General features: G+C 48.7%; 17 protein-coding genes. 10 read left to right on the forward strand and 7 right to left on the reverse strand.

All coding sequences use genetic code 11. The annotated features are described in order from the left end of the window. Position 1 precedes the first annotated feature (1 nt). Complete coding sequence (locus AC6H3C_RS17425; RefSeq protein WP_497516699.1) at positions 2-811, reverse strand: DUF8457 domain-containing protein; 810 nt, start codon at positions 809-811, stop codon at positions 2-4. A gap of 77 nt (positions 812-888) precedes the next feature. Between AC6H3C_RS17425 and AC6H3C_RS17430 the strand changes: the two genes are divergently transcribed. Together AC6H3C_RS17430 and AC6H3C_RS17435 are read left to right on the forward strand one after the other, a co-directional pair. Continuing rightward, entirely contained in the window at positions 889-1464 is a 576-nt protein-coding gene (locus AC6H3C_RS17430) for a thymidine kinase (RefSeq protein WP_497516700.1), read from the forward strand. Continuing rightward, complete coding sequence (locus tag AC6H3C_RS17435) at positions 1464-3950, forward strand: bifunctional UDP-N-acetylmuramoyl-tripeptide:D-alanyl-D-alanine ligase/alanine racemase (protein WP_497516701.1); 2487 nt, start codon at positions 1464-1466, stop codon at positions 3948-3950. The genes AC6H3C_RS17430 and AC6H3C_RS17435 overlap by 1 nt, the downstream gene beginning before the upstream one ends. Positions 3951-4156: 206 nt before the next feature. On the opposite strand, the gene AC6H3C_RS17440 is transcribed toward AC6H3C_RS17435, so the two are convergent. From AC6H3C_RS17440 to AC6H3C_RS17455, 4 genes are all read right to left on the reverse strand, one after another. Continuing rightward, complete coding sequence (locus AC6H3C_RS17440; protein ID WP_497516702.1) at positions 4157-4525, reverse strand: nucleotidyltransferase domain-containing protein; 369 nt, start codon at positions 4523-4525, stop codon at positions 4157-4159. A gap of 56 nt (positions 4526-4581) precedes the next feature. Further along, positions 4582-5283: a Crp/Fnr family transcriptional regulator gene (locus tag AC6H3C_RS17445; protein WP_497516703.1), complete on the reverse strand. Its 702-nt coding sequence runs from the start codon at positions 5281-5283 to the stop codon at positions 4582-4584. Between the two features lie 146 nt (positions 5284-5429). Further along, positions 5430-7073, reverse strand: a complete 1644-nt coding sequence (locus AC6H3C_RS17450; protein ID WP_497516705.1) for an NAD+ synthase — start codon at positions 7071-7073, stop codon at positions 5430-5432. 60 nt (positions 7074-7133) lie between these two features. Continuing rightward, a complete protein-coding gene (locus tag AC6H3C_RS17455) occupies positions 7134-7808 on the reverse strand; it encodes a porin family protein (protein WP_497516706.1) in 675 nt (224 codons plus the stop codon). A 208-nt stretch (positions 7809-8016) separates the two neighbouring features. On the opposite strand from AC6H3C_RS17455, the gene gldB reads away from it, so the two are divergent. Further along, on the forward strand, positions 8017-9018 hold the full coding sequence (gene gldB / locus AC6H3C_RS17460) for a gliding motility lipoprotein GldB (protein ID WP_497516707.1): 1002 nt from the start codon (positions 8017-8019) through the stop codon (positions 9016-9018). Positions 9019-9026: 8 nt separating this feature from the next. Here the strand turns inward: gldB and AC6H3C_RS17465 are convergent, their stop codons facing one another. Then, positions 9027-9713, reverse strand: coding sequence for a response regulator transcription factor (locus AC6H3C_RS17465; protein WP_497516708.1), 687 nt, complete (start codon positions 9711-9713; stop codon positions 9027-9029). Between the two features lie 8 nt (positions 9714-9721). Then, positions 9722-11350: a sensor histidine kinase gene (locus AC6H3C_RS17470; protein WP_497516709.1), complete on the reverse strand. Its 1629-nt coding sequence runs from the start codon at positions 11348-11350 to the stop codon at positions 9722-9724. A 142-nt stretch (positions 11351-11492) separates the two neighbouring features. Between AC6H3C_RS17470 and AC6H3C_RS17475 the strand changes: the two genes are divergently transcribed. The 7 genes from AC6H3C_RS17475 to AC6H3C_RS17505 all read left to right on the forward strand — a co-directional run bounded on the left by AC6H3C_RS17475 (position 11493) and on the right by AC6H3C_RS17505 (position 22374). After that, positions 11493-11762: a hypothetical protein gene (locus tag AC6H3C_RS17475; RefSeq protein WP_497516710.1), complete on the forward strand. Its 270-nt coding sequence runs from the start codon at positions 11493-11495 to the stop codon at positions 11760-11762. A 15-nt stretch (positions 11763-11777) separates the two neighbouring features. After that, positions 11778-12098, forward strand: a complete 321-nt coding sequence (locus AC6H3C_RS17480) for a hypothetical protein (protein WP_497516711.1) — start codon at positions 11778-11780, stop codon at positions 12096-12098. A gap of 329 nt (positions 12099-12427) precedes the next feature. Continuing rightward, positions 12428-13321: an ABC transporter ATP-binding protein gene (locus tag AC6H3C_RS17485; protein ID WP_497516712.1), complete on the forward strand. Its 894-nt coding sequence runs from the start codon at positions 12428-12430 to the stop codon at positions 13319-13321. Between the two features lie 16 nt (positions 13322-13337). Then, entirely contained in the window at positions 13338-16679 is a 3342-nt protein-coding gene (locus tag AC6H3C_RS17490) for a golvesin C-terminal-like domain-containing protein (protein ID WP_497516713.1), read from the forward strand. Positions 16680-16720: 41 nt separating this feature from the next. Continuing rightward, a complete protein-coding gene (locus AC6H3C_RS17495; RefSeq protein ID WP_497516714.1) occupies positions 16721-18199 on the forward strand; it encodes a TolC family protein in 1479 nt (492 codons plus the stop codon). Between the two features lie 28 nt (positions 18200-18227). Next, entirely contained in the window at positions 18228-19286 is a 1059-nt protein-coding gene (locus tag AC6H3C_RS17500; protein ID WP_497516715.1) for an efflux RND transporter periplasmic adaptor subunit, read from the forward strand. A 13-nt stretch (positions 19287-19299) separates the two neighbouring features. Continuing rightward, the gene (locus AC6H3C_RS17505; RefSeq protein WP_497516716.1) at positions 19300-22374 is read left to right on the forward strand and encodes an efflux RND transporter permease subunit; all 3075 of its coding nucleotides are present in this window, start codon (positions 19300-19302) and stop codon (positions 22372-22374) included. Positions 22375-22423: the final 49 nt, after the last annotated feature.

A 22423-nucleotide genomic window follows, 5' to 3' on the forward strand; every position in this document is an offset into this window, starting at 1 on the left:
TTCAGTTTGAAAATCGTCGTTTAACCAGTTGTGCAAATTTGACGCTGGTATCGTTCTTCCGCCATTTAAAATTATGGCTCAGGTAACCCACGGCCTCATCCAGGTTTTGCATCTGATCCAGTTGCCTGATGGTTGTTTGATACAGACCGGCATCGTGGTTAAACAGTTCGCGAATGTACTGGAAGCGGTCGTTCAGGCCAATAGCCGACTCCAGCTTACTAATGGGAGAACTGGCCAGTTGCTGGTCGAGTTTTCCCACACCGGCCAGCAGTTCGTTCAGCGATCGGCCTTGCGACAAGGTATCAGCAACAATTTTCCTACCTGGTTCAACTTCTTCTGCTTCAGGTTCTGCTTCAGGTTCTGCTTCCGAACTTTTCTGATCGGCAGTTAGCTGTGCTTTTTCTGCTTCCTTCCCTACTTCCGTTGAAAATCCGTTGGTTGGTTCCGCCACTTTTACTTCAGGCGCAGGCGCTTGCGTTTCTGCTTTTTCGCTCACAACGGCTTCGGGTTGTTTTTCCGGCGCTGGTATCTCTGCTTGTTCCGGTAAGGTTATCACAGCTTCTTCAGTCCGGCTGGTTTCCTGCTTAACCCGGTCAACCAGACTCGTGTCGCTTTTTGGCCGGGCTGGTTCAGTTTCCGCCTGATTGATCTCTTTCAGAAATTCAAATTCCTGCAACAAAATACGCGATTTGCTCAGGGCAAACTCAATCTCATAATTGGTGAGCCGGGTCTTATCACCCAGTCCCTGGGTTATTTCGTTTAATTCTTCCAGATCTTTTTGAATGATCCGTATTAACTTGTTTCTGTCCATATTTTCTGATAAACAATTTAAACCGACAAAATCGTTACTTTTGTAAAAGTACTAAAATCTTAATTGAATCGTGTTAAATGTTTCTTGAAAGAGATGTCAGTCACCGAAAACCGGGAGGCAGTATTGAAGTGATATCAGGCTCGATGTTCTCGGGTAAAACAGAAGAATTAATCCGTCGTTTAAGGCGGGCGCGCTTTGCCCGGCAAAAAATCGAAATTTTTAAACCGGTTACGGATACGCGTTATTCGCATGAAGCCGTAGTTTCGCATGATGAAAATGCCATTCAAAGTACGCCCGTTGAAAATTCATCGACCATCCTGTTATTGTCGGGTGGCGTTGATGTGGTGGGCATTGACGAAGCCCAGTTTTTTGACAAAGGTCTGACTGAGGTTTGCACAAAACTGGCCGATCAAGGTATTCGCGTGATTGTTGCCGGACTGGACATGGATTTTAAAGGAAAACCTTTTGGCCCCATGCCTGATTTGATGGCGGTTGCCGATTACGTATCAAAAGTACATGCCATTTGTGTGCGTTGCGGCAATGTGGCCCAGTTTTCACATCGCCTGGTTACCGGCGATAAACAGGTCCTGTTGGGCGAAAAGAACGAGTACGAGCCCTTGTGCCGGATTTGTTACCATAAAACACAATCCTGATGACCATTTACCAAACAGAAGAAATAGCCAAACTGGTTGACGGCCGGTTTTTCCCGGCTGAAACGAAGCTGGCCGGGAATAAAATACATACCATTTCCATTGACAGCCGCACCCTGACCGACGGTTCGTCCTGCCTGTTCTTTGCAATTCGGGGAGCCAGGCACGACGGACATCAACACCTGGCCGAATTGTATGCAAAAGGCGTCCGTAGCTTTGTTGTTTCTGATCGCGCAATCAGCTTTTCGAACTACCCGGAAGCCGGGTTTATCGTGGTTGACGATTCCCTGCGTGCCTTGCAAAAGCTGGCGGCCGCGGTACGCCGGCAGTTTAGTTACCCGGTTTTGGCCATTACCGGCAGCAACGGGAAGACCATCGTGAAAGAATGGTTGTTTGAATTGCTTCAGGAGAACCATAAGATTATTCGCAGCCCCAAAAGCTATAATTCGCAGGTGGGAGTTCCGCTTTCGGTCTGGAATATGACCGCTCAGTTTGATCTGGCCATTTTTGAGGCAGGAATTTCACAGCCCGGCGAGATGGAACAGCTGACCCGGGTTATTTTACCAACCATCGGGCTGTTTACCAACATTGGAGATGCGCACCAGGAGAATTTCCTGAATGAGGCGGAAAAGATCGACGAAAAACTACGCCTGTTTGAATCCTGTCGTTTGGTGATTTACCGAAAAGATCAGGAATTGGTGCATCAGCGGATTCAGTCGAAGAATTTCGGCAACTCAACCCGTTTGTTCTGCTGGTCGCTCACCGACCCGAGCGCCGATCTTTATATTCGGCCTGAACAGACCGGAAAAGCGACGCTGCTGTCATTTCAGTACAACGGGGAAAACAAACAAGTTGAAATACCTTTTGAGGATGAAGCGTCGGTGGAGAATGCCTGCCATGCCCTGGCGTTTATGGTGGCTGAGAAGCTACTGAATGAACAGGTTTTATCAGGCTTTTCATCCCTGCAAGCGATCGCCATGCGCCTCGAGCTGAAACAAGGCATCAATAATTGTTTGCTGGTGAACGACTATTATAACTCCGACATCAACTCGCTGGAAATCGCCCTGCAGTTTCTTAACCGTCAGGCGGCGCCGGGCAAGCAGCCGCAAACCTTAATTCTTTCCGATATCCGGCAATCCGGCTTTAGCTCCGGGGAATTGGCCCGGGTGGTGGCCCGCCTGGTATTGCTGTACCGGATCGACCGGTTGATCGGCATTGGCGAAGAACTTTGGAAACACCAGGCCTTATTTTCGGACAAGGCCCGTTTTTACCGGAATACCGATGAATTTTTGGCTCACCACCACCCGTCGGATTTCCGCGACGAGTGTATTTTGTTGAAAGGCGCCCGCGAGTTCCGTTTCGAGCGGATCGCGGCTGTATTGCAAAAGAAATTTCACGAGACTCAACTGGAAATTAACCTGAATGCCCTTACCGAAAACCTGAACCGCTATAAGGCGCTGCTAAAACCAAAAACAAAAGTGATGGTCATGGTCAAAGCGTTTTCGTACGGGAGCGGCACCATCGAAATTGCCCGGACCCTGGAATTTCAACAGGTGGATTACCTGGCGGTGGCTGTTGCCGATGAAGGATTGGAATTACGGCAAGCCGGGATTGAAACGCCGATTATCGTGATGAACCCGGAGGAACACAGCTTCGAAATGATGCTGGAGTACCGTTTGGAGCCGAATATTTATTCGAAAGAAGTTTTTCATTTATTTGACCAGGCAGCACGCCGAATGGCTGTTCCGGATTATCCGGTTCATCTGAAAATAGAAACGGGCATGCACCGTCTGGGTTTTTCGTCGGAGGAAGAACTAAAGGAAATTGCCACCCGTGTCCCGGCAGAGGGGCGTTTGCGAATTCAGTCGGTCTTTTCGCATCTGGCCGCAAGCGATGATCCGGAGCAGGACGAATTTACACGCGAACAGTACCGGCATTTTATGGATTTAAGCGAACTGGTCGTCCGGTTACAGCCGAATCAGGTGATCCGTCACTTGCTGAATTCTGCCGGAATTGAACGTTTTCCCGATTTTCAGCTCGACATGGTCCGTTTGGGCATCGGCTTGTACGGTATTGCGCAATCGGGGGCGGTACAAACCGAAACAGTTGCCCGCTGGACCACCATTGTGTCGCAGGTGAAACAGGTTGAAGCCGGCCAAACAGTTGGTTACAGCCGGAAAGGCCAGGTCGGGCGGACCTCTTCCATCGCCATTATCCCGGTTGGTTATGCCGATGGCTACGACCGGCGTTTAAGTAACGGGGCGGGGTGGGTCTGGATAAACGGCCGTGCCTGTCCGGTTATCGGGAATATTTGCATGGATATGACCATGATCGATATTACCGGAGCCGATGTTAAAGCCGGCGACCAGGTTGAACTGATGGGCGAACACATCAGGCTGGAAGAGCTGGCCCGCTGGATGGGCACCATCCCGTATGAGGCGCTTACCGGAATCTCGCAACGCGTACGCCGGGTGTATATCCAGGAATGAGATGAAGGCTCGGGGAGATTTGCCGGTAACCATAGCAAACAAGGGTTTGTGGTATTGCTTTTTGAAATCCGGAGTTACTGGTTTGTCAATCGGGTAATTTGTTCTTTTAATTTCGGTAATTCCTTTGAGACTATACCCCAAATAACATCATCAACCTTGTCGTATCCGTGGATACCTAATTTCTTAGATCAACGATACGTCTTGAATCAGAAAGGTCCATATTTGATCCGGGTGGTCGCTTCTCCGATTATTTCCAACTCCCGCTCAATTCCTCTGCGAAGAAGTTTCTTGGATTTATAAGCATTAAAATCACGGTTATTTTCCGGATAATCATTAATTGAGTTTATTGACTCCTGTATATCATGCAGTTCAAAATAGTTGTCTGTGTACGGTTCAACTGTCAGATCTTTAAATGACACGAACAGATCAATATCACTTTTGTCATTAAATTTGTCAGTGCAAGCAGATCCAATGATATAAATCTGCTTTTTATTAATCTGTTCATTGCTGGTTATTTTACTCAAAAAAAATATCTTGCTGAAAATAAATCTGAGCAATAAGCAGGTTTTCTGCATTTGCCGGTTATGAAAAAAAAGTCCCGCTTCGGCGGGACTTGGTGTGCATCGCTTTTTTAGCCTAATTTACTGATTCGTTCGAGTTTGTGCAGGTCGAGGATCTTGATCTTTCGCCCGTCAATGGCAATGACTTTCTCCCCCGCAAAAGTCGACAGGGTGCGAATGGCATTCGAAGTGGTCATGTTCGACAGGTTGGCGATGTCCTCGCGCGACATGTATGCTTTCAGCGAGACGCCGTCGTTCTCGAAACCGTATTTTTCTTTTAAAAGCAGTAATGATTCGGCTAAACGGCCCCGGATGTGTTTCTGCGTCAGGGTAACGGTTCGCGAATTGGAGAAGCCCAGTTCGCGGGCCAGTTTCCGGAGTATCCGTCCTGAAAAATCGGCATTTCGCAGGAGCTTGCCAAAAAAGTGATCGGCATTCACCGAGCAAACCAGCGAATCTTCGAGGGTAACGGCCGATGCAATGTGAATTTCTTCGGCCAGCAGCGCCCGGTAACCAACGTAGCCCATGGGCTTGGTCATCCGGATAATCTGTTCGCGGCCTCCAACGCCTTCCTTGAAAATTTTCACTTTCCCTTCGATCAGAAAAATGAAAGCGGCAGGCTTGTCACCTTCTTTATAAATAAATTCGTTTTTTTTGAATAAGGTGATGGTGATATGAGTAAGCAGTTCATCTTTTTCTTCGGGGCTCAGCAAGCTGAAAACCGATTTTGGGTTTTCAAAAATCTCTTTAATCCCCAGTTCTTGACTCAGCATAGGTTCCGATTTACATGTTTTACAGCATCAAAGTTAGTCAAATTTGTGAAACATGAAAGTTTTTACAACTTATTTTCAGCCCGTGATCCGTTTGATCTGATGAAATTTGCACGGTATTCAAAGGCCTGATAAAAAGTGCATTTTACTTATGTATATTTTGCCACCAGGGGCATTTTCCGGCCAAAACCAAAAGCTTTTGAACTGACCCTTAAAATGGGAGGGGCCTGAAACCGTTTATATTCATTTTGGTTCACCAAACGTACTGTTTTTAATACCGTACCCCGATCAAATCCCTTTTTTATAATCTCTTCGGGCGATTGGTTCAGTTCGATGTAATTGAACAGGATGGCGTCGAGAATATCATAATCGGGAAGCGAGTCGCTGTCTTTTTGGTCGGGGCGGAGTTCGGCTGACGGCGGTTTCAGGATGCTGTTTTCGGGGATGATTTCCTCGTTGCGGTTGATGTACCGGGCCAGTTTATACACATCCGTTTTGTACACATCGCCCAAAACGGAAAGTCCGCCGTTCATGTCGCCGTATAAGGTTCCGTAGCCCACGGCACATTCGCTTTTATTGGTAGTATTCAGCAGGATGTTGCCAAACTTGTTTGAAACGGCCATGACCACAATTCCCCGGCTTCGGGCCTGAATATTTTCCTCCGCTACCCCGGGCGGCAGGTTTTCGAAGATCGGGCTGAGTTCATTTTCAAACTCGTTCACCATTTTTTGGATGCCGATGATGTCGTAGCGGACTTTCAGGTTATCGGCCAGTTGAATGGCATCGGCCACGCTGTGGTTGGAAGAATACCGCGAAGGCATCAGGATGCCGCGAACATGTTGGTGACCAAGGGCCTCCGCGGCAAGCGCGCAAACCACGGCCGAGTCAATCCCTCCTGATAAACCCAGCACGACATCGGTGAAATTCATTTTCCGGAAATAATCCCGGATACCCAACACCAGCGCCTGGTAAATTTTAACGATATAACCGGTTTTTTCCTGCTCCACCGGATCCAGGTTTTCGGTGTCAACCAGGGCAAAATCTTCTTTGAAATAGGCCAGTTCAACAGGAATGGTCCCGTCGGCTTTTACAAAGCACGAACCGCCGTCGAAGATGAGCTCGGTTTGGGCTCCGGTCTGGTTCACGTAAATGATCGGCAGTCCGTATTGGATGGCATTTTTCACCAGGATGTTTTTACGCCAGTTTTCCTGATTGTACGAGAACGGCGAGGCCGACAGGTTGATGACCAAATCGGGGTTCAGCTTGCTAAGCTCGGCCATTGGCGAGGTTTGGTAGAGCTTGTCGCGGCCAAATTCATTTTGGGTAGGTTGCTCGTCCCACAAGTCTTCGCAGATGGTTACGGCCAGTTTTTTTCCTTTGTATTCGATGATATTAAAATCCTGATTGGGCTCAAAGTGGCGGTATTCGTCAAAGATGTCGTAGGTTGGCAGCAGCGATTTGTGGCGAATGGTCTCTACTTGTCCGTTGTTCAGAAACCAGGCTGAGTTGTACAACTTTTTGCCGCGGTTGCCTGTGTTGATGCTTGGGGCGCCAACCAGGGCGGCAATACCGGTGCAGAATCCGGCAATGTGTCTGACGGCGGTTTCCGCTTTCTCAATGAATTCTTTTCGTTCCAGCAGATCGTGCGGGTAGTAACCGGTTACCGACAACTCAGAGAAAACAACCAGATCGGCTCCCTGATCCTTTGCTTTGTTAATGGATGAAATGATTTTTTCAGAATTCTCTTCAAAATTGGCAATGTGATAATTTAACTGGGCCAGTGCAATCTTCATACAATAGGTGGTTTAACTCGGGCAAAAATAGTTGAAATCGCAGAAAAACAGGGCTAATTATTAGAAAACCAGTCCAAGTTTAAGCAAGAGTGAATTCAGGATGGTTTTATCGTGGATGCTTTTATCTTTTGTGATATCCACGAAGCCGTTTTTGAAAACCAGTCCGATCTGTAAGGAGTTGCCCCGTCCAAGATCATACTCGGAGCCAATACCCAGGTTCATGGCCAGGTTGAATAATTTAATTTCGCGGTTGATATCGGTTTTGTCTAATACCCCATCGTCGGTAGTGCCTTTAGCGCCAATATTGATGAAGCCGGAAAGCCCAAATTGCCCCCAATACGACCAACGCTGAAAGTCGCTGGTTTTTAGCTTAACTGCCATGGGAACCTCCAGGTATTGCAGCCGGTAACGGATACTGCTTCCCGGTTTGATGACTTCGCCGGCAAAGATAAAGTCATCGGGCAGGTAGAAGTCGAGTTCGCCGCCGGTACTGCTGACCACTAATCCGGTGGTGAAAGCGTATCGTTCCTGCATATCAAGAAAGAAGTCGGCATTCAGCCCGAAATCAAATCCGGCAATGGCTTTTCCTCGCGAAATCTCTTTTTCCCCTGAGCTCATCCAGTTAACTGACGGGCTGGTTGTAAACCCAAGCCGAAACGATTTGGTAAACCTTTCCTGGGCCGATGCGCTGAGCATGACAAAAAAAAGACTGGTAACAGCGAATATTTTTTTCATGGTTCTATGTGTTTCTGTGTGTTTCTGTTTAACTGAACGCTCGAAAATACGGGTTTTGATTCACAAATCTCGAATATTAAATTCAAAATATCAATCTGTTTAAATCGTTTTTTCCGTTATTGGCGTTTTTTCTTTATACTCGTTGAAATAAATTTAAACGATCCGGGTTTATATAAAAAATGAACCATGTACCCTAAAAAAGCTGCCGATGTACCGTGTATTTCTAACCGTTTTTATGTCTGTGCTGTTCGTTGCCTGCCAGCGGAATCCGCTTAAAGTTGATCTTTCCGGTGTTCAAATCGACCTCCGGTTTTACAGCCTGGACGAGGGTTTATTTGCCGCCCCGGAAGAACCGGAAAAAAAGCTTCCGGAAGTTGAAACAAATTTTAAGGATTTTATGCCGGTTTTTACCTACGAGATGATCCGGATCGGAGGACCGGATGATCCGGATTATTACAGCCAGTTAAAGCTTTTCCTGACCGACACCATGATTATTGGTTTAAAAGAAAAGGCCGACCGGCTTATCCGTAAAGACAAACTTAAAGACGGTATGACCAAAGCGTTTCGCTATTACCATTATTATTTTCCCGAAAAAGTGATACCGGATATTTACACCTGTATCAGTGGTTTTAACCAGTCGGTGGTCATGACCGACAGCCTGATCGGGATCAGCCTGGACAAGTACCTGGGCGCCGATTTTAAATATTACCCGCAATTGGGTATTCCGGCTTACATCAGCCGAAATATGCACCCGCAAAAAATTGTTCCTGACGTGATGTACGCCTGGGGATCGACCGAGTTCCCGTTCGAAAGCGGCGCTCCCTTCTTGATCGACCGGATGATCTATGAAGGAAAGATTCTGTACTTTTTGGATGCCATGTTGCCCGAAGTGCATGATACACTGAAGATTGGCTACACAAAAAAACAACTGGATTTTTGCAAAGCGCGTGAAGAAATGATGTGGACCTACCTGGCCGAACATAAGCTGCTGTTTTCGACCGAGCGGATGGACATTAAACGATATGTTGATGAAGCGCCTTATACATCGGGTTTTACAACCGATTCTCCCGGACGGACGGGCGCATGGCTGGGCTGGCAGATTGTGCGGTCGTATATGAAGAAAAATCCGGACCTCAGCCTGCCCGAACTGATGACGGATACCAACTACCAGGGTATTTTAAGCCGGTCGGCTTATCAGCCCGGACGATAGTTCCGTTTTTATTCGGGTACGTTCAGGATAAAGCCGCTGCTGTGAATGTTCCTAATCCCGACCGAAGGGTCGTCGGCCAGGTATTTTCGCAGTTTGGTAATGAATACATCCATGCTGCGGGCCGTAAAATAGCCGTCGTCGCCCCAGATTTTTTTCAGCGCGGTTTCGCGGGGCAGTAATTCATTTTTGTATTCGCAAAGTAAATGAAGCAATTCGGCTTCACGCGGCGAGAGTTGCTGCTCGTTCCCGTCGCGTGTAATACTCCTTTTCTTCAGGTGAAACAGGTAACTGCCAATCTGATACTCGCCGGCTGGCCGGCTGGTTTGCCGGTGGTCGCGGTTGAGGACGGCCCTGATCTTACAAATCAACACTTCGGTGTCGAACGGCTTGGTCACGTAATCGTCGGCCCCGATCTGAAAGCCTTTGATGACATCTTCCTTCAGGGTTTTGGCCGTTAAAAAAATGAACGGGATATTTTTGTCGATCCGGCGGATTTCTTTGCCGATGGTAAAACCGTCGACATTCGGGAGCATCACATCCAGCAGGCAAATATCGTATGTTCCGTTCCTGAACCGTTCCAGCGCATATTTCCCGTCGTCGACCCAACTGACTTTAAAGTCGTTCAGTTCGAGGTACGACTGGAGCACGGCCCCGAAGCTGGGCTCATCTTCTACCAAAAAAATATGTGGATTCATCGTTGCCATTAACTTTGCCTTAAAAAGGGTAAAAATACATCAAAACGGCTGCCTTTGCCCGGTTCGCTGTGCACGGTAATGGTTCCCTGGTTGGCCTCAATAACCGCTCTGACGTAACTGAGGCCGAGCCCGAAACCTTTCACATTATGAATATTTCCGCTGGCTTGCCGGTAAAAACGTTCAAATATTTTCGATTGCACGGCTTTCGTCATGCCGATGCCTTTGTCCCGGACCGAAATCAGGATGCCGAGGCCGGTATTTTTTGTTTCGATGGTAATTTGCGGCTTGTCGGGCGAATATTTATTGGCATTGTCCAGCAAATTGTAAATGATATTCGCGCAGTGGTTTTTGTCGGTGGTAATGGTTGGGTTGACGGCATTCAGTCTGGAAGTTAATTCGCCGCCGCGGGCTTCAACCTGGAGCAGGATGCTGTGTACCACATCTTCGATCACCAGGTGCACATTCACGGGTTCCCAGCTAAACTCAAAATCTTTGTTATCCAGGCGGGCAATGGTCAGGATGTCTTCAATTTGCCTGTTCATGCGGATGTTTTCCTTTCGGATCATGCCTACAAAATAGTTGATCCGTTCCGGTTGCGTGATCACTTTCTCGTTGACGATAGAATCGGCAGCAACCGAAATGGTGGCCAGCGGCGTTTTAAATTCATGGGTCATGTTATTGATAAAGTCCGACTTCATTTCCGATATTTTCTTTTGTTTCAGCATAAACAGAATGCTCAGGCTGAATGTAAGTAAAATAATCAGCGAAAACAGCAGCGAAGCCGCCAGCAGCCACGACACCGACCGGTAAATAAAACGGTCCTGCCCCGGAAAATGGATCAGCAGGTTGCTGTTCCGCTCAAGAATCGCGTGCGGGAACAAGCTGGTTTTGTATTTGCTGTTCACCAGGGCCAGGCTGTCGGCCTGTTCCGTCAGTTTACGGATGGTGTCATTTTCAGTCACTGCCAGGTCAAATTCAATGGGGATTCCTTTGTCGGTAAGCTCTTCTTTCACCATTTTCCCGATGTTCTCAAGGGGCACCGGCTGATAGTCGAGGGCAGAGATTTCGGCCACAAACTGCCGGGTAAACTGGCGCAGTCGTTGTGTTTTCAGATCGAAACGCTGCCTGGCGCCCGGGAATTGAAAGCCGAGGTCGTCGGCAACTTTCTGCAGCGAATCCAAGCGGGCCTGGTTTGCTTTGAAAATGGCACGGGAGTTCGTAAAAATGGTGTCTTTACCTGCAAAAACAAAGCTCTCGCTGTGCCCTTCTTTTCCGCTATCGCTGTTGAAAGTGAACACCTGTACCTGTTGGGCGCTATCGGTTATTATTTCGAAGCGGGTATTTCCGGGGGCTCCGGTACCGCGGATAATCTTGACCGATTTGGGTGGCGGCGGGGGCGGGCCCGCATGTCCGATCCAAACCAGGCTGTCGGGAACGCCGAAGCGGCTGATGTGCCGGATGTCCTGCCTGTTTTCAAGTTTTCGGGCGGTGCTCACCAGCGCATCGTTCACGCTGCGGTCGAATAATTCATTTTTTACCCGGATGGCATTGTTGATCCACACCAGCTGGATGACGATGATCCCGATAATCGACAATCCCATCAGGCCCATAATCAGGGTAAAAGTCCGCTTGTTCATGCATCAAAGATAACTAATACAAAAACAGTTGCTTAGCTTTTAACTTTTCCTTAACAGAGTTTAACCGGGCATTAACTCAGTTTTGGTTGGGCCCGGGTCTATCTTTGTTCCGGTATGAAAAATTAATACAAAAATAGAAATCATGAAAACACAATTTAAAATCAGTCTGCTTCTTGTTTCAAGCCTGCTTTTAATCTCCGGTATCTCAACCGGCCAATCGGCAGATGAGGCAAAAAAAGAAGAAAAAGTCAAACGCCTGAAAATGGTGAAAATCGTTGATGGTGAAAAAACAGTCATGGATACCGTTATTTACGGCGACAGCGATTTCAAATGGCATTTTGAGGGAAATTTTCCTTTTGAAGCCGACTCCATGATGAAACGGAGAATTCAACGATTCGAACCGGATGGCTAGGGCAAACATCGGAAGATGCTGTTTATGTCGCCGGATGAGGGTGAATTTGTCATGCGCGGTTTTGCTGTTTCCGGCAAGGATTCGTTGTGCCAGCTTATCCGGATGCGGCGACACGACGGACCTGACGGGATGGATGTGATGAAGTTTCGCGGCGAAGGTCCGGTGCCTCCTGCCCCACCGCACGTATTCCGGTTCAGGGCAAAGGGAAATGTTATCGACCTCGATGACCCGGGAATTATTTCGTACCGGAAAAAAGGATTGAGCGGAGGCCGTGAAAAAATTGAAATTATCAGGCAGAAACCTGCTGATACCGATGAGAGGATCATGATTGAATAGGCCTGTGCCGGATTGATCCGATCGCATTTTCTTCATTTCCTTTTCACAGAATAATTAAACGATGAACAGCCGGCAGACCATTTTGCCGGCTTTTTTCTGTTCCGGCCTGATTTAAATCCTGAGAAGATTGCAGGGCCGGTTCGGTTGCAAAACCGATCAGCGTTGTGAGGATTTTCGATAAAAACAGACCGGCTTACCGTTTAAAACCGAACGTTAGTCGGAAAAAATACAATTTATCGGCTTTCTCTTTTAAATTCACGGGCAACAGATTAAACGTTTACATTAAAATACAGTCTGATAACTGAATTTGATAACTTAAAAAAAAACGTGTGAAAATCACCATTGAAGGTCTAAGTAAAATTTACCCGAATGGCAACCGGGCCATCAACGATATTTCCATGGAGATTAACGATGGGATGTTTGGTTTACTCGGGCCGAACGGCGCCGGGAAATCGACGCTGATGCGCATCCTGGTTACCCTGATGAAACCCAGTCATGGCAAAGTGACGGTTGATGGTTACGACCTGGTAAAAAACAGGAAGCAAATCCGGAAAATGCTGGGTTATCTTCCGCAGGATTTTCGTTTCTTCTCCAAGCTGACCACTTACGAATTTCTGGACTACGCCGCCCGGCTTGCCGGAATGAAGGACAGCAAAGAACGTTCGCGTGCGGTTGACCGGATGCTGGAAGAAGTGGGGCTTTTCGAAGCGCGCGACCGCCAGGCCAACCGGTTGTCGGGAGGGATGAAGCGCCGCCTCGGTATCGCGCAGGCCTTGATCAATAACCCGCGGATCATCATTGTAGACGAACCAACCACGGGGCTCGACCCGGAGGAGCGGATCCGCTTCCGCAACCTCTTGTCGACCATTTCGACCCGGGATGTTGTCATTATTTTGTCGACCCATATTGTTGGCGACATTTCGAGCACCTGCAAAAACATGGCATTGCTGAACCGCGGCGAACTGGCCTACAGCGGTTCTCCCGACGACCTGGTAGCGCAGGCCGGCGATAAGGTCTGGCTGATCAAGGCGACCGAATCGGAGTACATGGAGATCAACGAAAAATACCCGGTGATTTCGACCGTGCCCACCAGCGAAGGATGGGAAATCCAGGTGGTGGCCGACGAGATTAACGGCTATTACGGAAATCACATCGATCCGAACCTCGAACATGCCTATGTTTATTTTATGGAGAACAAACTCAATCAGTGGACAGCTATATAACCTAAAAAGATAAAACATGATTTCCCTTCACCATATCCGATCGATTGCCCTGTACGAAACCAAAACCTTACTGCGAAGCTGGTTTTTCAGGATCTTCGCGATTCTCTCGATGGTTATCCTTACCTTTTTTAACCTCGGCGTACTGATTCAGTCGAACGGGGGGGTGGGCGAATGGAGCATGAAAGCGCTGCCTTCGCTGATCCCGTATGTGAACCTGCTTTTACTGAACGTGGTGCAGGCGGTCATCGCGATTTTTCTCGCCTCTGACTTTTTGAAGCGCGATAAAAAGCTGGACACCACCGAGGTCATCTACATGCGGCCCATGACAAACGGAGAATATGTAATCGGCAAAACACTGGGAAACCTGGCGGTGTTTATTGTCCTTAACCTGATTATATTGACCATTGCCCTGATTTTCAACCTGATTTCCAAAAACGTCGTCGTAAACTGGGAAAGCTACCTGTATTACTTTTTGCTGATCAGCGTGCCCACCCTGATGTTCATCATGGGCTTATCGTTTCTGCTCATGTCGGTTATCCGGAACCAGGCAGTCACCTTCGTGGTTTTGCTGGGTTATGTGGCCATTTCGTTGTTCTATCTGCAGGATAAAGTGTATTACCTGTTCGATTATATGGCCTTCAATATTCCGCTGACTTTTTCCGATTTTGTTGGTTTCGGAAATCTCGGGACGATTCTCGTCCACCGGGGCATGTACTTTTTCTTTGGGCTGGGCAGCATTTTCTTTACCATTATTCTGCTGCGGCGCCTGCCTCAATCGGAGGGGATGCGCTATATTTCGCTGGTTCTCGGCACCCTGTGCCTGGTGTCCGGGGTTTACCTGGGGTACCGGCATGTCAGCTCATTCATGAACGACCAGAAACTGCGCAGCGACCTGATCAGCCTCAACGATCAGTATGCGGCCATCAAACCGGTTCGGGTAAAAAATTACGACATCAGTCTGGCGCACCTGGGTGAAACAATTTCGTGCGAAACCCGCCTCAACATCGAAAATAATCACCGCGAACCGGTTTCAAGCGTGACCTTTACCCTGAACCCGGGACTGATCGTCAGCGAGATCAGCCAAAACGGGAAACCGCTTCCATTTGAACGAAAACTGAACCTGGTCGTACTGGACGGACTGAGCCTGGACCCGGGACAACAGGCCGAGCTGGTTTTCACCTATGAAGGCACGATTAATGAAGCGGCCTGTTACCTCGATATAAATGACGAAACCCGGATGAAAGCTTTCCGGAATTTCATGTACCAGATTGATAAACGCTATGCTTTTATCACGCCCGACTATGTGCTGCTTACCCGCGAAAACAACTGGTACCCCATACCCGGCGCCGGTTTCGGAACAAAAAACAGCCAATGGTTTGCCCGTCAGTTCAGCAACTATCAGCTGCAAGTTACCACGAGACCCGGTTTAACGGCAGTTTCGCAGGGAGTTGTTCAGCACGACGAAGATCGCTTTGTATTTACGCCTTCGCATCCGCTTTCCCAGCTTTCCCTGTCAATCGGGAAGTACGAGCAGAAAACGGTTGACATAGACGGACTGGCTTTTAGCGTGTTTGTCAAGGAAGGGCACGATTATTTTTCGTCGTTCTTTGAAGAAATTAAAGATACCATCCCCTCTGTCATCCTTGAAGCGCTTGAGGACTATGAGCGCGGGGTGGATATGTATTACCCCTTTGATCGTTTTTCGCTGGTTGAAGTCCCGGTACAGTATTTTTCGTATAGCCGGGTGTTGACAGGCGCCAGCGAGCAGGTGCAGCCCGAAATGATTTTGTTTGCAGAAAAAGGACTGCTGGTTGGCGATGCCGATTTTTACGGACGAATGGAAGGCCGGAGGCGCTTTGGCCCGGATAACAGCCAGGAGATGACCCCGCAGGAAAAGAAGATCCGCGTCTTACAAAACTTCATATCGTCGTTTACCCAGGAAATGGGACGCCCCGATTTCAGGCGCTCCCAAGGGCAAATGCAGGTTGAGGAAAAGCCGAACGCCTATTACCTGTTTCCCTTGTTCTATAATTATGCCTACTATATTCACTCGGATCGCTGGCCCGTTACCGACCGTGTATTTGAGAGTTATAAAAAAGGCGGAAGCGACAGTCAGCGGATGGGCTTTATCCGCGACATGCAGGGCATGTCTGAAAATGAAAAAGCCAACCTGGCCCTGCTAACGCAGAGTTTCGAAGAAATTCTGGAAGATCCCGACCAATTGCAGTTGGTTGATAATGTGATCCAGTTAAAGGGAAAAGCCTTATTTTCCATTATCAAGCGAAAGGCCGGTGATGCCGAGTTTGAGGATTTCCTGTATAATTACCTGAATCAGATCAAATTTAAAACTACCAGCATTGACGATTTTAACGATGCAGTATCGGAGCGTTTCGGCATCGACCTGATTCCGTACATGGAAGGCTGGTTTAGCCGAAAAGAGCTTCCTGCATTCCTGATTGGCCAGGTGAAAGCCGTTAAGGTACTCGACAGAGACCAACTGAAAACGATGGTGAAATTTAAAGTGAGCAATACCGAACAGGTAGAAGGGATCATCTCTGTCGATTTTCGTTTGGGCGGCGGATTTGGAGGACGTATGGGCGGCGGTTCGTCTGAAACCATCAGCAAGCTGATTCATCTGGAAGGAAACCAAACCAAAGAGGTTAGTTTTTTGTTAAACGGCAGCCCGCGCGGGGCCACCATCAACACCCTGACCTCGCGGAATATCCCGTCGGAGATTCGTCTTCCGCTCGAAAACCTGGAAGAGGATAAAAAAGCGATTCCCGAGGAAGGAGAAAAAATTGTCGACATTCCGGTGCGGATCGTTGAGGATAACGAGATCATTCTCGATAATGAAGACCCTTCATTCGTGATCACCCGGCTGGACGAAACCAGCCTGCTCCGCAAATGGCTGGTTCCCGAAGAGGAAAGCATTGGCCAGTATGCCGGATTTTCAGGCTGGAGGCCGCCCCGCAGCTGGACACTGACCACCAATTCGGGATTTTACGGGGCTTACATCCGTTCGGCCTATTACATCCGTGCCGGCGAAGGAGAGCAGCTGGCCCGCTGGAATATCCCGATTGAGGAAGGCGGATTTTACGACGTTTACGCCTACATATACAAGGAAACCCGCCGGTTTGGCCGGCGCGGGGGCGACGACAGCAAAGGAGAATACCATTACATCATTCATCACGACGACGGCGACGAGGAAGCGCTGGTCAACCTGAAATCGGCAGACGAAGGATGGAACCACCTCGGTGTCTTCTATTTTTCGCCCGATACCGCCGTTGTTGAGCTGTCGAATAAAACCCAGGCCCGGATGGTGGTAGCCGACGCTATTAAACTCATCAGACAAAATTGAACAAAACCAGTATAAGAAAATATCAAATAAAATACATCTGTATGAAAACCCTTTTCCCTAAAATTCAATTGCTGGTACTTCTGTGCTTTCTTCCCGGAAGTTTCCTGCTGGCCCAGGATATTCTTGACTTGCAGAAGTCGTTGAATATCGCTATGCAAAACAGCCCGGATATCCGGAGGTCATTGCTTAGCCTCGAACGTTCGCAGGAATCGCTGAACGCGCAGAAGGCCGCTTTGAAATCCAAGCTTGCTTTAAGCCTTACCCCGGTCGATTACAGCCGTAGCCGCACCTTCGACGATTTTTCGTCGACCTGGTACACCAACGAAAGCTTCGGCTCGTCCGGTACCTTTACCGTATCGCAGCCCATCCTGGTCACCGACGGGACCATCTCGCTGGTTAATCGTTTTGGCTGGCAGAAAAGTCTGAACGACTACAGCGGAAAAACCGACGAGGCGTTTACAAACAACCTGTACCTGAGCCTTTCGCAGCCCTTGTTTACCTACAACAGGCTGAAACTTCAGTTGAAGGAACTGGAACTCGACCTCGAAAATTCGAACCTGAGTTATGCCATGCAGAAGCTGAACCTCGAAAAGCAGGTCACCCAGTTCTTCTACAACGTGTATATGGCGCAAATGAGCCTGAACATTTCACGGGACGAATTTTCGAATACCGAGAAAAGTTTCGAGATCACCAAAAATAAGGTAGAGGCCGGGCTGGCTGCCCGCGAAGAGCTATACCAGGCCGAGCTGAACTTCGCCTCGGCGCGTTCGAACCTGGAAAACAAAAAAGTAACGCTCGAAAATTATAAAGACCAGTTTAAACAATACATCGGGATGGATATTTTTGCCGAAATTATGGTGATGACCAATGTCGATGTTAATCCGGTTGAGGTTAATCTGCAGGACGCCATTAATTACGGACTGAGTTCCCGCATGGAAATCCGTCAGCGCGAAATCTCGGTCGAAGGCTCACAGTTTGACCTGATCCGTACCAAATCGTTAAATGAATTTTCGGGCGATATGAATTTGTCGATCGGAATCATTGGCGATAACGCGAACTTGAGAGACATTTATGATAATCCGACAAATAACCCGCGGGTTTCCGTTTCATTTAACGTGCCTTTGTGGGACTGGGGCGAAAAGAAATCGCGGATAAAAGCCCAGGAGGCCGTCATAAAAAGCCAGCAGCTCACCCTCGACGAAGAAAAAAAACAGATCGTTATTGATATTCGTCAGGTGTACCGGAGGCTGCAAAATTTGCTGAACCAGATTGAGATTGCAGAACAGAGTGAGCGTAACGCCCAACTGACCTACGAAATTAACCTCGAACGATACGCGAACGGCGATCTGACCAGTATGGACCTGAACCTGTTCCAAACCCAGCTTTCGGAGAAGAAAATGGCTTATGCCCAGTCGCTGATCGATTACAAAATTGAGCTGCTCAACCTGAAAGTCCAAACCCTGTTCGACTTTGAACAAAGGCAGGGAATTGTTCCGGAAGAAATCATCAAAAAGAAATAAAAACAGTCACACGATAAAAACGAAACCTATGAAAGTAAAAGCATATCAATCACTGGCTATTTGGGGCTTAATGGGAATAGTCGCCTGCAGCAGTCCGGGCAGTGATACCGAAACCGACCTGGCTATTCCTGTTTCTGTAGAAGATATCAAGCTGGGTTCCATCGAACAAACCATCAATACAACAGGCACGGTAACCGCTTCAAAAGAGGTGAGCTTATCAACCGAAATGAGCGGTAACTATTTTCTGGCCACCAACCCACGGACCGGAAGGCCGTTTGCTTTGGGCGATGTGGTTGAAAGCGGACAGGTGATCATCGAATTACAGGATAAGGAATTCGTGAACAACCTGGGGATGGAAGCGAAGGAGCTCAACTTCAAAATTGCGGAGGAAGAGTATACCAAACAAAAATCGCTGTTTGACAAGGGGGGAGTTACCCAGCGGGAACTAAGCAATGCCGAGGTTTCGTTGGTCAATGCGCGTAACAATTACGAGCTGGCTCATATTCAGGTTGAGAAAATGAAAGTGAAAGCGCCCTTCCGGGGAATAATCACCGAATTGCCCTACGTGACCCAGGGAACAAAAGTGGCTAATGCCACGCCCGCCGTTACCCTGATGAGTTACGAAAAATTGCAGATGGAGGTCAACCTGCCCGAAAAATACATCAACGATGTAAAAAAAGGACAGCCGATCCGGGTGACGAATTATACCCTGCCCAACGACACCCTGCATGGCAGCGTGAATGAACTGTCGCCGGCAATTAGTACCGAAACGCGCACCTTTAAAGGGAAACTTGTGGTTGACAACAATCAGTTGAAACTTCGTCCCGGCATGTTTGTTCAAACCGAGATTATTCTGGATCGCCGCGACAGCGTGGTGGTGATTCCCAAAAACGTGATCCTCTCCAATCAGCGGGGCAAGTCGGTTTTTATTGTGGTGAAAGGCACAGCCGAAGAAAAACAGGTGACCTTTGGTTACGAAACCCAGGACCAGGTGGAAATTACTTCGGGGCTGAAAGCAAACGACCGCCTGGTGGTGAAAGGCTTCGAAACCCTGCGAAACCGTTCAAAAGTTAAAATCATCAAATAGAAAGGGGTAAACCGTGAAGAAGTTAAGCGAATTTTCGGTCAATTACCCGGTAACCATCCTGATGATTGTGCTCGGCGTGGTATTGCTGGGCTACATTTCGTACGACAAGCTGGGGATTGACCTGTTTCCAAACCTGAACAACCCGCGTTTGTTCATCGAGTTGGAGTCGGGTGAGCGTCCGCCCGAAGAAATTGAAAAACAGTTTGTCGAAAACCTCGAAGCGCTGGCCATCCGTCAATCGGATGTGTTGCAGGTATCGTCGGTTTCGAAAGTGGGCAGCGCCCAGATCACCGTAGAATATGCCTGGAATAAAAATATGGACGATGCCTTCCTGGATTTGCAGAAGGCCGTTTCGTCCTTTTCTCAGAATGCCGATATCGACGCGATCAATATCACCCAGCACGATCCGAATACCTCGCCGGTGATGCTGATTGGACTGAGCCACAGCTCGATTGACGATATGAACGAGTTGCGGAAGGTTGCCGAAAACTACATCCGGAACGAGCTTGTTCGTTTGGAGGGAGTGGCCGAGGTGGAGGTTTCAGGCTCCGAAGATGTGGAAGTGCTGATTGAAACCAACCGGTATTTGCTCGATGCTTTTGGCTTAAGCCTCGATGACGTCAGCAACCGGATCTCGGCGATGAACCAAAGTATCTCCGGCGGGTCGATTGAAGAAATGGGACTGCGCTACGTGGTAAAAGGCGTTAGCCTGTTAAAAGATCCCGGCGATTTTGAAAATGTCATCGTGGGATACAAACGAGTGGTTGCCGACCAGACGACCGCCGCTTATGCGCCTATTTTTCTGCGCGAAGTTGCCAAAGTGAGCATTCAGAATAAAGAACCTGACAATATTGTCCGGCTGAACGGAACCCGTTGTTTGGGGCTTTCCGTCTATAAAGAAACCAGGTTTAACACGGTAAAAGCGGTTGAGGAAATTAACAAGGCCATCGCTTCCATCGAAAAGGCCCTGCCCGGTTATCACTTTGCGGTGATTACCAACCAGGGCACGTTCATCAACAAGGCAATTAAAGAAGTGGAAAATTCGGCCTTACTGGGGATTGTGCTGGCTGTTTTTGTCCTGTTCCTGTTTTTGCGACGGCTGGGAAGTACTTTGATTATCAGCATTGCCATCCCGGTTTCGGTGATCGCGACCTTCAACCTGATGTATTTTAACGGCCTGACCTTAAATATTATGACCCTGGGCGGTCTGGCGCTGGGCGCCGGTATGCTGGTCGATAATGCCATCGTGGTGATGGAAAACATCTTCCGCAACCACGAAAACGGCATGTCGGTCCGCGATGCAGCGATTGAAGGGACCTCGCAGGTTGGCGGGGCCATCACGGCTTCGACCATTACCACCATCATCGTATTCCTGCCCATTGTCTATCTGCACGGGGCTTCGGGCGAGTTGTTCAAAGACCAGGCCTGGACCGTGGCGTTCTCCCTGCTTTCGTCGCTGGTGGTCGCCATCCTGCTGATTCCCATGCTCTTTAATCTGTTTTACCGGAAAAAAGTAAAAACCCGGGCCCGTTCGGTCCAGGTGAAAGGTTATGGCCGCTTTCTGGATAAAGTCATCAACGCCAAGTGGCTGGTGGTTTTCCTGATGCTGATCCTGATTGGAGGGTCGGCTTTGCTCATTCCGTTCATCGGGGTGGAGTTTATGCCAAAAACCGAAACCCGCGAATTCAGCATGGAAGTGCGGATGCAGGAAGGGACGCGTTTGGGCAGGACCTCCGATGCGGTGGAGAACATCGAACAGATTGTGACGGAATTATTAGGCAACGAACTTGAATCGATATACAGTCATGTGGGGCCGACCAGCGGGATCAGCAGTTCGGCTACCGCCATCTTTCAGGGCGAAAATACCGCAACCATCAAAATATTGCTGAAACCGGAGAGCAGTTTACCCTCCACCTCTGCCATTCGCAGCATCAGCCAGGCCATTGGCGAAATTCCGGGCATGGAGATCAGTTATAAACAGGATGAAACGGCCCTGAAAAGCATTCTGGGAACCGATGAGCCTCCTTTGGTGATTGAAATTCAGGGGAAAGACCTCGACCAGATCGAGGAGCTGGCCGCTGAGGTGAAAAGCCGGGTCAGCGGGCTTCCGGGTATCTACAACCTGGAATCGTCGATGGAAGAAGGTTCACCCGAGGTGGAAATCGTGGTCGACCGTTTGCGTGCCGGGATGTATAACCTGAGCGTCGCCAATATTGTTTCGCAAATTCAGGACCAGTTGATGGGCAAAGTGGCCGGCCAGGTTGAACGTCAGGGCGAAATGCGCGACATTACCCTGAAACTGCCCGACCAAACCCTCAATAGTTTGAACGACCTGCGGATTACCGGCAACGGGCAGGTTTTTTTGGTGAACGAGCTGGCGACGGTTAAAATCGGGCAATCGCCCAAAGAAGTGTACCGCCGTAACCAGAACCGGATTGGGAAAATTACGGCCCAACTCGAGAAAAACACGCCGCTCGACCAGGCAGTCAAACAAATTCAGACAGCTATAGAGCCCATGGATATTCCGGCAGATTACCAGGTGAAAATCACCGGAGAAGAAGAAAAACGGAAAGAATCGATGGCGAGCCTGAAGTTCGCGCTTTTGTTGTCGATCATCCTGGTGTACATGGTGCTGGCCTCCCAGTTCGAGTCGTTGCTGCACCCCTTTACCATTTTGCTGACTATTCCGCTGGCGGTTGTCGGCTCCGTCCTGGTCTTTTTCCTGTTTAACCAGACCTTTAACATGATGGCCTTTATCGGGGTGATCATGCTGGTGGGCATTGCGGTGAACAACTCCATCATTTTGGTCGACCGGATCCTGCAATTGCGAAAAGACGGAATGGAGCGCCGCGAGGCCATTATGCAGGCCGGGCAACAACGAATCCGGCCAATCATCATGACGAGCCTGACAACCATCCTGGCCTTATTCCCGCTCACGCTGGGTACCGGTGAAAGCGCTTCGCTGCGTTCGCCGATGGCCCTGGCAGTTATTGGCGGTTTGGTCACATCAACCTTGCTCACCCTGGTGGTAATTCCTAGTGTGTACGAGATCTTTGAAAACGTCAAAGACCGTTTTTCGCGGGGCTGACCTCTTGTATGGCTCTCTTTCGGTACAAGAAAGCTCAGAAATAAATGAT

The sequence above is a fragment of the Gaoshiqia sp. US2 genome (genome assembly GCF_059705485.1).